This window comes from Kitasatospora sp. NPDC057518, assembly GCF_042802075.1.
Taxonomy (GTDB): Bacteria; Actinomycetota; Actinomycetes; order Streptomycetales; family Streptomycetaceae; genus Kitasatospora.
Genome location: NZ_JBHVEU010000276.1, coordinates 1 through 11,913 on the forward strand (window position 1 = coordinate 1; position 11,913 = coordinate 11,913).

At 73.4% G+C, this 11,913-nt stretch carries 13 protein-coding genes; 3 read left to right on the forward strand and 10 right to left on the reverse strand.

Features of this window, described 5'->3' with window-relative positions; genetic code table 11:
* Positions 1–58 precede the first annotated feature (58 nt).
* The gene (locus ACFU7Z_RS25705) at positions 59–688 is read right to left on the reverse strand and encodes a hypothetical protein (protein WP_074003910.1); all 630 of its coding nucleotides are present in this window, start codon (positions 686–688) and stop codon (positions 59–61) included.
* A gap of 149 nt (positions 689–837) precedes the next feature.
* On the opposite strand from ACFU7Z_RS25705, the gene ACFU7Z_RS25710 reads away from it, so the two are divergent.
* Complete coding sequence (locus tag ACFU7Z_RS25710) at positions 838–1,518, forward strand: PhzF family phenazine biosynthesis protein (RefSeq protein ID WP_380779931.1); 681 nt, start codon at positions 838–840, stop codon at positions 1,516–1,518.
* On the opposite strand, the gene ACFU7Z_RS25715 is transcribed toward ACFU7Z_RS25710, so the two are convergent.
* From ACFU7Z_RS25715 to ACFU7Z_RS25730, 4 genes are all read right to left on the reverse strand, one after another.
* A complete protein-coding gene (locus ACFU7Z_RS25715) occupies positions 1,488–2,018 on the reverse strand; it encodes a VanZ family protein (protein ID WP_380779933.1) in 531 nt (176 codons plus the stop codon). The two genes, ACFU7Z_RS25710 and ACFU7Z_RS25715, sit on opposite strands and share 31 nt — an antisense overlap.
* Positions 2,019–2,300: 282 nt before the next feature.
* Positions 2,301–2,633: a hypothetical protein gene (locus ACFU7Z_RS25720; RefSeq protein ID WP_074003907.1), complete on the reverse strand. Its 333-nt coding sequence runs from the start codon at positions 2,631–2,633 to the stop codon at positions 2,301–2,303.
* Positions 2,630–4,174 carry a HAMP domain-containing sensor histidine kinase gene (locus tag ACFU7Z_RS25725; protein WP_049654103.1) on the reverse strand — a complete coding sequence of 515 codons (1,545 nt, stop codon included), beginning with the start codon at positions 4,172–4,174 and terminating at the stop codon, positions 2,630–2,632. The genes ACFU7Z_RS25720 and ACFU7Z_RS25725 overlap by 4 nt, the downstream gene beginning before the upstream one ends.
* 63 nt (positions 4,175–4,237) lie before the next feature.
* Positions 4,238–4,915, reverse strand: coding sequence for a response regulator transcription factor (locus tag ACFU7Z_RS25730; protein WP_049654100.1), 678 nt, complete (start codon positions 4,913–4,915; stop codon positions 4,238–4,240).
* Between the two features lie 269 nt (positions 4,916–5,184).
* On the opposite strand from ACFU7Z_RS25730, the gene ACFU7Z_RS25735 reads away from it, so the two are divergent.
* Complete coding sequence (locus ACFU7Z_RS25735; RefSeq protein ID WP_369808315.1) at positions 5,185–6,168, forward strand: SigE family RNA polymerase sigma factor; 984 nt, start codon at positions 5,185–5,187, stop codon at positions 6,166–6,168.
* A gap of 184 nt (positions 6,169–6,352) precedes the next feature.
* Here the strand turns inward: ACFU7Z_RS25735 and ACFU7Z_RS25740 are convergent, their stop codons facing one another.
* From ACFU7Z_RS25740 to deoC, 5 genes are all read right to left on the reverse strand, one after another.
* Positions 6,353–6,991: an ATP-binding protein gene (locus tag ACFU7Z_RS25740; protein ID WP_375876652.1), complete on the reverse strand. Its 639-nt coding sequence runs from the start codon at positions 6,989–6,991 to the stop codon at positions 6,353–6,355.
* Positions 6,992–7,047: 56 nt separating this feature from the next.
* Complete coding sequence (locus tag ACFU7Z_RS25745; RefSeq protein ID WP_380779935.1) at positions 7,048–7,458, reverse strand: hypothetical protein; 411 nt, start codon at positions 7,456–7,458, stop codon at positions 7,048–7,050.
* A gap of 258 nt (positions 7,459–7,716) precedes the next feature.
* A complete protein-coding gene (locus tag ACFU7Z_RS25750) occupies positions 7,717–8,619 on the reverse strand; it encodes an aldehyde dehydrogenase family protein (protein ID WP_049654094.1) in 903 nt (300 codons plus the stop codon).
* The gene (locus ACFU7Z_RS25755; RefSeq protein WP_074003903.1) at positions 8,612–10,108 is read right to left on the reverse strand and encodes an aldehyde dehydrogenase family protein; all 1,497 of its coding nucleotides are present in this window, start codon (positions 10,106–10,108) and stop codon (positions 8,612–8,614) included. Before ACFU7Z_RS25755 ends, ACFU7Z_RS25750 begins: the two co-directional genes overlap by 8 nt.
* A gap of 5 nt (positions 10,109–10,113) precedes the next feature.
* Positions 10,114–11,100: a deoxyribose-phosphate aldolase gene (gene deoC, locus ACFU7Z_RS25760; RefSeq protein WP_380779937.1), complete on the reverse strand. Its 987-nt coding sequence runs from the start codon at positions 11,098–11,100 to the stop codon at positions 10,114–10,116.
* A gap of 106 nt (positions 11,101–11,206) precedes the next feature.
* Here deoC and ACFU7Z_RS25765 point away from each other — a divergent pair, with 106 nt between their 5' ends.
* Positions 11,207–11,887 (forward strand): PH domain-containing protein, encoded by a 681-nt coding sequence (locus ACFU7Z_RS25765; RefSeq protein WP_375876650.1) that lies wholly within the window; start codon positions 11,207–11,209, stop codon positions 11,885–11,887.
* The last annotated feature ends 26 nt before the right edge of the window (positions 11,888–11,913 follow it).

Here is an 11,913-nt window from a genome sequence, read left to right on the forward strand (position 1 = left end):
GCGGGTGACGGGCGGGCCTTCCGGCGTTCGTACGGCGGTACGGCTCGGCTCGGTGCGGTCAGCCGGCCGGGTGCTGCGGCGGCTGCGGCTGCGCGTACGGGTTGTCCGCCACCGGCTGCGGCGGGACACCCGGCTGGTACGGCGAGGCGCCCGGCGCCGGGGCGGGCGGCACGGGGGCACCGGCCGGCGGCGGGACGGGCGCGCCCGGCTGCGCGGCGTACGGGGCCTGCGGGGCGTTGGGGTTGAACGGCGGCTGCGGCGCCTGCGGGGCGTTGGGGTTGAACGGCGCGTTGGGGTTGAACGGCGCCTGCTGGGCGGCGTTCGGGTTGAACGGCGCGTTCGGGTTGAACGCCCCCTGCGGCGCGTTCGGGTCGAACGGGGCGGCCGCCTGCGCGGGCTGCTTCTTGGCGTTGCTGCGCTCCACCAGCGCCTTCACCGAGGCGACGATCATGCCGACCGGCAGGATGAACGCCTTGAAGAAGATGGTGTACGTGCCGCCCTCGAAGACGAACGCCAGGTAGTAGGCGTACCCCAGGAACGCGAGGCCGAGGACGAGGTTGAGGATGCGCAGGCCGACCTTCAGTCCGCCGGCCGCGACCCCGAGGGCCACCATGATGGCGCCGCTGAGGGCCAGCAGTACGACGTACCAGGAGAAGAGCGGTTCGGCGCTGAAGTCGAGATTGTTCACGGGGGCTTTCCTGGGAGGGGAAGGAGAAAAACGGCGGGAACCGTTCGGGGACGACAGCGCACAGTACTGGAGGCGGCCGACATCCGTCGCCGCCTTTGTGTCACGGTGTCATTGCGCCGGTCCGGAGCGGGAGTAGACGAGGTGGGGAAATGACGGGGTTTGAGGTGCTGCGGGTCTTTTGCGGGCCCGACGGGAGCCACGGGAACGCGCTCGGGGTGGTGCGCGACGGCGCCGCCGTGCCGGGTCGCGCGGACCGGCAGCGGGTCGCGCGCGAACTGGGCTTCAGCGAGACGGTGTTCGTCGACGACCCGGAGCGCGGGGAGATCGACATCTACACCCCGTCGGTGCGCCTGCCGTTCGCCGGCCACCCGTGCGTGGGCGCCGCCTGGCTGCTCGGGGTGGACCGGCTGGTCACGGCCGCCGGCGAGGTGGCCGTGCGGCGCGAGGGCGGGCTGATCCGGATCGAGGCCCGGCCCGAGTGGGCCCCGGGGCGCACGCTGCGGCCGTACGGTTCGGCGGCCGAGGTGGAGGCGCTGGAGGTGCCGCCGCCGGGGGAGTGGGTCTACGCCTGGGCCTGGCAGGACGAGGCGGCCGGCACCGTCCGGGCCCGGGCCTTCCCCGGCCGGGGCGACGGGATCGACGAGGACGAGGCGACCGGTGCGGCCGCCCTGCTGCTGGCCGCGCACCTCGGCCGGGCGCTGACCATCACCCAGGGCCGGGGCTCGCGGCTGCTGGCCGGGCCGCGCCCGGGCGGGCTGGTCGAGGTCGGCGGCCGGGTGGTCCGGGACCCGCGGCCGGATCAGCCGGCCGGGGGCGTCGGCTCCGCGTAGGCGCGCCGCCGGGCGGCGGGCGTGACGGCGGCGACCGAGGTGGCGGCGGCGACCGAGGCGACGGCCGGCGGCACCGAGAGCACCGTCATCCGGGGCACCCGCGGCCGCCGGTCCCGCAGCAGGTGCCGCAGGCCCGGGACGAGCGCGAGGTGGACGACGGCCACGCCGACCACGGCGAGCAGGATGTGGTCCACGTTGAGGACGTGCCCGGGTGCCCAGGAGGAGAGGAACTCCAGCGCGGTCGCCAGCAGCGCGGAGGCGCCGGTGGTGCGCAGGAAGGACGGCAGCCAGGGGGCCCGGAGCCGGCCGCCGGCCAGCGGCAGCAGGACCCCGAGCGGGGCCAGCAGCAGGAGTTCGCCGACCACCTGCCAGCCGCTGGAGGAGCGGAGCGAGGCGAACGGCGTCAGGTTGGCGTCGTACACCCAGGCCACCGGCAGCGGTCTCAGCACCAGCCAGAGCACCAGTGCCAGGTGGCCGGTGAGGCCCGCCAGTCCGGCCAACCGGAGGGGACGGTGGACGGCCGCCGCCGGGTTGCTCTCGGTCCCCGCGCCGGAACGCTCGTCGCGTGTCCTGGTGCCATCTCGCTGCACGGGGGGAAGGACGTGGGCCGACGTCACGTCGGTTCCACACCCGGCGTGAACATTCCCAAACGCGCCCCCGAACCCCCTTCCCGCCCCTTCCCGCCCCCTCCCGCCCCCTCCCGCCCCTTGCCGGCGGCCTGCCCGCAGGGCGGCCCGCTCGCCGGGCGGGCCACTTGCAGGGCGGCCCACCCCCAGGGCGGGCTACCGGCAGGGCGAGGCCGTCGGCACCGCGCTGAACACGTTGTCCGGCGGCGGGCTGCCCGGCGCCACCGGGGTGGGCGACGGGCTCGGGCTCACGCCCGCCTTGGTGCCGCGGGTCGGGGACACGGTCGGGGCCGGGCCCGGCGGGGTGGCCAGGGCCGCCGGTATGTGCGGGGAGGTCGGGCAGGCCGTCCGGCTGGCGGGCGCGCCGGCGTCGACCGGCACGGCGGTCGGCCGGATGCCGCAGCCGGAGGCCAGCGCGACCAGCAGCAGCACGCCGGCGCCGCGGCGCAGGACGGTGCGGGGGACAACGGTGTCGGTGGGGCTGGTCACGTGGCGTCCTTGTCCTCGGCGGCGTCGCCGGCGGGGCCGCCCTCGGCCTCGCCCGCGGACGGCGGAGGCGGCGGGGCCAGCGGCAGCGTCAGGGTGAACACCGCGCCGACCTCCCCGTTCGCCGCCGTGATCGTTCCCCCGTGTATCTGCGCGTTGGCCATCGCGATCGACAGGCCGAGGCCGCTGCCCTCCGAGCGGGCCCGCCCCCGGTCCGCCTTGTAGAAGCGGTCGAAGACGTGCGGCAGCACGTCCTCCGGGATGCCCGGGCCGCTGTCGGAGACCTCGACCACGACCGACTCCCCGTCCTGCCGGACCTTGACCCGCACCGGCGAGCCGCCGTGCTTCAGCGCGTTGCCGATCAGGTTGGCGAAGACCACGTCGAGCCGGCGCGGGTCGACCACGGCCAGGATGCCGCGCGGGGCGTCCAGTTCGACCGCGTCGTACCAGGCCCGCCCGTCGATGCAGGACATGATCAGGTCGGCGATGTCCACCTCGTCGGCGACCAGCCTGGCGGTACCCGCGTCGAAGCGGGTCACCTCCATCAGGTTCTCCACCAGGTCGGACAGCCGCCGGGTCTCGCTGACCACGAGCCGGACGGCCGGCTCGATCATCGGGTCCAGCGACTCGGCCTCGTCCTCCAGGATGTCCGTCACGGCGGTCATCGCGGTCAGCGGGGTGCGCAGCTCGTGCGACATGTCGGCGACGAACCGCCGGCTCTGCGCCTCGCGCGCGCTCAGCTCCTCGACCTGCTCGTGCAGCTGCTCCGCCGTCCGGTTGAAGGTCCTCGCCAGGTCGGCGAGCTCGTCCGAGCCGTCGACCTCCAGCCGGGTGTCCAGGTGCCCCTCGCCGAGCCGCCGGGCGGCGTCGCCGAGCCGCTTGACCGGCCGCAGCACGGTGGCCGAGGCGGCCTGGGCGAGCAGCGCCGAGCCGATCAGCGCGAACAGCGTGGCGATCGCCAGCGACCAGCCCAGGGTGTTGAGGTCGGCCCGCTCGTTCTCCAGCGACTTGAACATGTACGCCGTCGGGCCGTTCGGCACCACCTTGGTGCCGCCGATCACGAACGGCCGGCCCTCCAGGTTCTGCCGCTGCCAGTACAGGTGGTACGGGTACGGGTTGTTCTCGGTGATCTCGCGCGGCTTGGCGACGGTGGACTGCAGCGCGGTCGGCACGTCGGCCAGCGTGAAGTGCGCGGGGTCGGAGGAGGCCGGGCACTCCGGGTGCGCCGCGTCGACCACCACCACGTCGTACGTCAGGCCGGAGCTGGCCACGGTGGACGCCAGCGAGGCCAGCTCCTGGCAGGTCGCGTTCAGCGGCAGGTCGGAGACGTTGCGGGTGAGCGAGACCCGGAAGTCGTTCAGCACGGTGTTCTGGGCGCGCTTGAGCACCGCGTCGCGGTTCAGCCAGTACGCGATGCCGGAGGCCGAGACGGCGGCGAGCAGCGCGACGGCCGCGAACACCGCGATCAGCCGCACCCGCAGGGAGCGCAGCCGACGCCACCGGCCCGTCGAGAACCGCCGGGCAGTCGTCTGATGGTCAGTCACAAGAGCCTGTCGTGGTACGGGAGTTCAGAGGTCGGGGGAGGGGCCGGTGGCCGGGTCGCGGGGTCAGGCCGGCGGGTCCAGCCGGTAGCCCACCCCGCGGACGGTGCGGATCAGCGTCGGCGCGGACGGCACGTCCTCGACCTTGGCCCGCAGCCGCTGCACGCACGCGTCCACCAGGCGGGAGTCGCCGAGGTAGTCGTGCTCCCAGACCAGCCGCAGCAGCTGCTGGCGGGAGAGCGCCTGGCCGGGGCGGCGGCTGAGCTCCAGCAGCAGCCGCAGCTCGGTCGGGGTGAGCTGGAGGTCGAGTCCGTCCTTGGTGACGGTCATCGCCGCGCGGTCGATCACCACGGTGCCGTAGGCCGAGGAGTCCGAGCTCTCCCGTTCGCCGCGCCGCAGCACCGCCCGGATCCGGGCGTCCAGCACCCGCGGCTGCACCGGTTTCACGACGTAGTCGTCCGCGCCGGACTCCAGGCCCACCACCACGTCGATGTCGTCCGAGCGGGCGGTCAGCAGGATGATCGGCAGCTGGTCGGTGCGGCGGATCCGGCGGCACACCTCGAAGCCGTCGATGCCGGGCAGCATCACGTCGAGCACGATCAGGTCGGGCCGCTGCTCCTTGAAGAGACGCAGACCGTCCTCACCGGAGGCAGCGGTGGCCACGCGGTGGCCCTGGCGGGTGAGGGCGAGTTCGAGGCCGGTCCGGATGGCGTCGTCGTCCTCGATCAGAAGGAGGAAAGGCACGGCCCCATTTTGGCCCACCGGCAGCGCCGAATCACCCCCCGGACCACCCACCGTCCCTTCTGGAACCGGAACGCGTGCCACCGGCGTCAGGTTCACAGGGGGGCGGTCCGGGACATTCGGACGGCTCCTGTGACACCCCTGTGACAGTCGGCGGACAGCGCCATCACAACCGGCGGGCAGGATTTTCCATGTCGCCGCAGGACAGCGGGCCGCAAGGCCGGCTGAAGGGCGGCTACCGGAACCGCTCGTACCGACCCAGGGGGCGCACGATGAACGCCACGCTTCAGACCCGGACCAACCCGGCTGTCCGCACCGCGCGTTCGTCAGCCACGTCCCACCGGACCCGGTACGAGGTCAGGACCGACGAGAACTCCGGTGCCGTGACCGTGCGGGGGTGCGCGCACAGCACCGGTGGAAACCCTGTCGCCCGTCGGGTGAGCGGCGGCGGCAGGACGGGGGAGCTGTACGGGATCGGCCGTCTGGGGAGTTCGGCCGACTCCGCCACCACCCTCACGCTGCGGGGGATCCTCCCCGTCCGCGTCGAGGGCAAGGACGCCCCGGGGGGGAACCGGGGGACCGGGGGGAACGGTCTGCGGACGGTCGGTTCGGGGGAGCCGACCGGTCGCGAGGCCGCCGGTGCGACGCTGCTGCGGCTGAACCCCGCGGCGGCCCGCACCACCGAGGCCGGGCAGGGAGGCGCGCAGGGGGAGCACCCGGCCGTCGCGGAGGACCACATCACGGAGTTCACCGCGTACGTGCGCGAGCGCCGCGCCTCCCTGTACGCCACGGCCTACCACCTGACCGGTGACCGCTACGAGGCCGAGGACCTGCTGCAGAGCGCGCTCTTCAGCACCTACCGGGCCTGGGGCCGGATCACCGACAAGGCCGCGGTCGGGGGCTACCTCCGCCGCACCATGACCAACCTGCACATCTCCGCCTGGCGGCGCCGCAAGGTCAACGAGTACCCGACCGAGGAGCTGCCGGAGACGGCCGGCGACACCGACGCGATGGGCGGCACCGAGCTGCGCACCGTGCTCTGGCAGGCGCTGGCGAAGCTGCCGGAGAACCAGCGCACCATGCTGGTGCTGCGGTACTACGAGGGCAAGACCGACCCGGAGATCGCCGGCGTGCTGGGGATCAGCGTCGGCACGGTCAAGAGCAGCATCTGGCGCGCCCTGCGCCGGCTGCGCGAGGACGAGCACCTGAACAAGTCCGGCGACACCGTCCGGGCGTTCGGCGAGCTGGTCGCGTAACGAGGACTCCCGTCGGGGGACGGGAAGCGGACGGTCACGGTCCGGGGGCAGCGGCTCGGGGGAGCACGCCCGTGGGGGAGCCGAAGACCGTTCGGGGAAGGCGAAGGGCCCGGTGCGGGGGAGACGCACCGGGCCCTTCGTCATGCCCTGGGGTTCGGCCGTACCGGGCTCGGCCGTACGGGGTTCAGGCGGCGGAGAGCTCGCCGGCCCGGGTCGCGGCGCGGATCCGCCGCTCGGCCTCCGGCCCGGCGCACGCGTACGAGCCGAGCGCGACCTGCCGTCCGACGATGGACCGCTCGGCCCGCATCAGCCGCAGGCCCCGGCGCAGCAGCACCGGCAGCGACTTGCGGCCCTCCCGGACGTCCCGGCGCAGCCGGCGCCAGGCCGTGGTGAGCGCGCCGTTGCGCAGGCACAGGGCGTCGCCGAGCAGGCCCTGGTCGGCGCACTCGGCGGTGATCTCGGCGGCGAAGATGCCCTCCGCGATGAACGCGTCCGCCCCGTCCAGCTCCAGGCCGCGGGTGCCGATCCGGCCGTTGTCCGGGATCGAGTACACCGGGACGTCGGTGCGGCCGTGCTCGTGCAGGGCGCGGATCGCGGCGACGGCCTGGTCGCGGTGCCAGGCCAGCGGGGAGTCCCAGTCGACGGCGCCGTCCGGCAGCCGCGGCAGGGTCGGGTCGTCCCCGTCCTTGTAGAAGTCGTCGAGCTGGAGCACCGGCAGGCCGCTGCGCTCGGCGAGCGAGGACTTCCCCGACCCGGAGGGCCCGGAGAGCAGGATCACCCGGGCATGCCCGGTCGGTGCGGGGTTCATGGGGGAGTCACTCACGGGACACCAGTCTGACGCATCCCGGCCGGTTGCCGAAACCGGCCGGGGCGGACCTTCTACCGTGCCCCTGGCTTCGACTGTGACGCCGGGTCGGCGAGGGCGACGTGGACCATCGGCAGGTAGCGGCTGTCCACCTGGAGGTAGACCGGTTCGTCGGCGCCGGGCGGCCGGTAGGCGGTGGCGGCCCAGTCCGGGCTGTGCCAGGTGTCGGGCTCGGGCTCGTGGAAGGTCCCGCCGGCGGGCAGTTCGCACCGGCCGGTGTCGCGGGTGACCAGGGCCACGGTGTCGGTGCCCGGCCTGATGCGCAGGCTGCCGTTGACGTAGTCGGGCTGCCGCTCGGACCGGGCCGAGCAGGGCACCCTGACCGGGCGGCCCGCGGCCAGCCGCCGCCTGGTGCGGGCCACGTGCCACGTGCGGTAGAAGCCGTCCGCGAACAGTGCCATCAGCTCGCCGATGAACTCGCCCATGCGTCCCCCCGGTCGTTCCCCCGGCCGTCTCCGTCACCGGTGATTCTGGCCGGGCCGGTGGGGCGGGCGGGAGCGTCGAAAGTCGGCGGCGCGGGTGACGAAAGTCGACGGGCCGACGGCGGGAGCACCCCGGGAACGCCGACGGACCCGCGCCAGGGGGGGAGAGGCGCGGGTCCGTCCTGTGACCGTCCGGGCCCTGGGGGGGTGAGGGCACTGGGGACGGCCAGTCTGTGGAGTTGTTACCCGGAGTGCCGGAGGTCAGATCCCCTTCGGGTGCCAGACCGTCTTCGTCTCCAGGAACGAGAGTAGCCGCTTTGTACCCGGCGCATTGGTCCAGTCCTGGGCGAACGGGTCCAGCGCCGGACGGACCACCCTCTTCAGGGTATCCGCGGCGGCCGCCTCCAGCGCGTACGCCGCGCCGGGACCGTCGGCGGCGATGGCCCCGGTGAGGTCCAGCGCGTTGACGTCCTGGTGCGAGGCCAGGGTGGGGGCGATGTCCGCGGTCCGGCCCGAGACGATGTTGACCACGCCGCCCGGGACGTCCGAGGTGGCCAGCACCTCGCCCAGCGACAGCGCGGGCAGCGGGGCGTCCGCGGCGGCCGCGACCACGACCGTGTTCCCGGTGGCGATCGCCGGGGCGATCACCGAGACCAGGCCGAGCAGCGAGTGCCCGTACCCGGCCTGCGGGGCGACGACCCCGACCACACCGGTCGGCTCCGGGGAGGAGAGGTTGAAGTACGGACCGGCGACCGGGTTGGCGCCGCCCGCGATCTGGGCGACCTTGTCGGTCCAGCCCGCGTACCAGACCCAGCGGTCGATCGCGGCGTCCACCAGCGCGGCGGCCTTCTTCGGGCCGATGCCCTCGGAGACGGCCACCTCGGCGGCGAACTGCTCGCGCCGGCCCTGGAGCATCTCGGCCACCCGGTACAGCACCTGGCCGCGGTTGTACGCGGTGGTGCCGGCCCAGCCCTTGACCGCCTTGCGGGCGGCCAAGACGGCGTCACGGGTGTCCTTGCGGGTGCCCAGCGGGACGTTGGCGAGCCACTCGCCCTTGGAGTCGGTCACCTCGTACACCCGCCCGCTCTCGGAGCGCGGGAACTTCCCGCCGACGTACAGCTTGTAGGTCTTGAAGACGTCAAGACGCGTTGCGACATCAGACATCGAGGGCCTCGACATTCAGGTAGGGCTCCAGACCGTGGCGGCCACCCTCGCGGCCGTAGCCCGACTCCTTGTAGCCGCCGAACGGCGAGGTCGGGTCGAACTTGTTGAAGGTGTTGGCCCAGACCACGCCGGCCCTGAGGCGGTCCGCCATCCAGAGGATGCGCGAGCCCTTCTCCGTCCAGATGCCGGCGGAGAGGCCGTACGGGGTGTTGTTGGCCTTCTCGACCGCCTCGGCGGGGGTGCGGAAGGTCAGCACCGACAGGACCGGGCCGAAGATCTCCTCCTGGGCGATCCGGTGGGCCTGGCTGACGCCGGTGAACAGGGTCGGCTTGAACCAGAAGCCGGTGCCCGGGAGTTCGCACTCCGGCGACCAGCGCTCGGCGCCCTCGGCCTCGCCGGCGTCGGTCAGCGCGGTGATCCGGGCCAGCTGCGCGGCGGAGTTGATGGCGCCGATGTCGGTGTTCTTGTCCAGCGGGTCGCCGACCCGCAGGGTGCCCATCCGGCGCTTCAGGGCGTCCAGCAGCTCGTCCTGGACGGACTCCTGGACCAGCAGGCGCGAACCGGCGCAGCAGACGTGGCCCTGGTTGAAGAAGATGCCGTTGACGATGCCCTCGACGGCCTGGTCGATCGGCGCGTCGTCGAAGACGATGTTCGCGGCCTTGCCGCCCAGCTCCAGCGAGAGCTTCTTGCGGGTGCCGGCCAGCTGCTTGGCGATGGCGCGGCCGACCGGGGTGGAGCCGGTGAACGCGACCTTGTTGACGTCCGGGTGGGAGGTCAGCGCGGCGCCGGTGCGGCCGTCGCCGGTGACGATGTTGACGACGCCCTTCGGCAGACCGGCCTGGCGGCAGATCTCGGCGAAGCGCAGCGCGGTCAGCGGGGTGGTCTCGGCCGGCTTCAGGACGACCGTGTTGCCGGTCGCCAGCGCGGGCGCGATCTTCCACGCCAGCATCAGCAGCGGGAAGTTCCACGGGATGACCTGGCCGGCCACGCCCAGCGGCTTCGGGTTGGGACCGAAGCCGGCGTAGTCCAGCTTGTCGGCCCAGCCCGCGTAGTAGAAGAAGTGCGCGGCGACCAGCGGCAGGTCGACGTCGCGGGTCTCGCGGATCGGCTTGCCGTTGTCGATCGACTCCAGCACGGCCAGCTCGCGGCTGCGCTCCTGGATGATCCGGGCGATCCGGAACAGGTACTTGGCGCGCTCGCTGCCGGGCAGCGCCGACCAGTCGGCGAAGGCCTTGCGGGCGGCGGCGACCGCGCGGTCCACGTCCTCCTCGGTGCCCTGGGCGAACTCGGCGAGCACCTGCTCGGTGGCCGGGTTGACCGTCTTCAGGGCCTCGTTGCCGGAGGAGTCGACGAACTCGCCGCCGATGAAGTGGCCGTAGGAGGTGGCGATGTCGCCCGCGGCGGCCGGCGACTCGGGGGCCGGGGCGTAGGCGAAGAGGCCGCCGGCGGGCTTGGCCACGGGCTCCTCGGTGTTCTTCTTCTTGGCCATGGTGATCAGTCCACCGTCACGTAGTCGGGGCCGGAGTAGCGGCCGGTGGCCAGCTTCTGGCGCTGCATCAGCAGGTCGTTGAGCAGGCTGGAGGCGCCGAAGCGGAACCAGTGCTGGGTCAGCCAGTCGTCGCCGAGGGTCTCGTTGACCATCACCAGGTACTTCATGGCGTCCTTGGTGGTGCGGATGCCGCCGGCGGGCTTGACGCCGACCTGGACGCCGGTGGCCGCGCGGAAGTCGCGGACCGCCTCCAGCATCAGCAGGGTGACCGGCGGGGTCGCGTTGACGGCGACCTTCCCGGTGGAGGTCTTGATGAAGTCGGCGCCGGCCAGCATCGCCAGCCAGGAGACCCGGCGGACGTTGTCGTAGGTCTGGAGCTCGCCGGTCTCGAAGATCACCTTGAGGTGGGCGGAGCTGCCGTCGGGGCGCTTGCACGCCTCCTTGACGGCCACGATCTCGTTGAAGACGTCGAGGTAGCGGCCGGAGAGGAAGGCACCGCGGTCGATCACCATGTCGATCTCGTCGGCACCCGCGGCCACCGCGTCGGCGGTGTCGGCGAGCTTGACCGGGAGGGCGGCGCGGCCGGCCGGGAAGGCGGTGGCCACGGAGGCGACCTGGATGTCGGTGCCCTCCAGGGCGGCCTTCGCGGTGGCGACCATGTCCGGGTAGACGCAGATGGCGGCGACGCGGAGGGTGGTCGGGTCGGTCGGGTCGGGGGTCCTGCCCTTGGCGCACAGTGCGCGCACCTTGCCGACCGTGTCCGCGCCCTCCAGCGTGGTCAGGTCGATCATCGAGATCGCCAGGTCGATGGCGTACGCCTTCGCCGTGGTCTTGATCGAGCGGGTACCGAGAGCGGCGGCACGCGCCTCCAGGCCGACCTGGTCGACGCCGGGCAGGCCGTGCAGGAACCGGCGGAGCGAGGCCTCGGACGCAGCAACGTCCTGAAGGCCGCTGCCCGCAACGCCGAGGGCATTGGCTGCAACAGTGGACATAGTCACCAGAGCAGCATATCTACGCGCGTAGTGGGCCGCCAGGGCACCTGCCATTCGTGGCCGGACCGAGACCTCAGGGTGAGGGGCATGGGGCAGAATCGTCGACATGACCGATTCCGACGGCAAGCCCGGCCAGGGCCCCGCCGCCCCCGACGGGGAGCCCGAGTACGCGGACCGCGTGTACCGCTCTGTCCCCGGTGTGATCTCCGGAGTGCTGCTGCTGGTGGTCGCCGCCTGGCTGATCGGCGACGCGGTGGTGAGCGGGACGGGCAAGACGCCGTACGTCTCGCTCGCCGCGGTGCCGGTGTTCGCCTTCCCGGTGATCGCGTACACGCTGCGCCCGGCCGTGACGGCCGGACGCGACCGGCTGGTGGTGCGCAACCCGTGGCGGACCGTCGTCGCGCCGTGGGCCTCGGTGGACGCGCTGCGCGCGGGGTACTCGGTCGAGCTGCTCGCGGGCGGGAAGAAGTTCCAGGTCTGGGCGGTGCCGGTGTCGCTGCGGCAGCGCAAGCGGGCCACCCGGGCGCAGAGCCCCAGCGCCGCCGAGCACGCCTCCCGGACCGGTCTGGGGCTGGGGATGGCCAAGCGGACCAACCCGGTCGTCCAGGGCTCGCCCGACCCCACCCGCGCCTGGTCCGACCAGGTCACCGCCGTCCTCCAGGAGCTGGCCGAGCGCAACGCCGCCCGCCCCGCCGCCGCGGGCCCGGTCGAGGTCCGCTGGTGCTGGTGGGTCATCGCCCCCACCCTGCTCGGCCTGGTCGCGCTGATCACCGTCATCGCGGTCTGACACCGCGGAAACGTCACGGAGGGGCC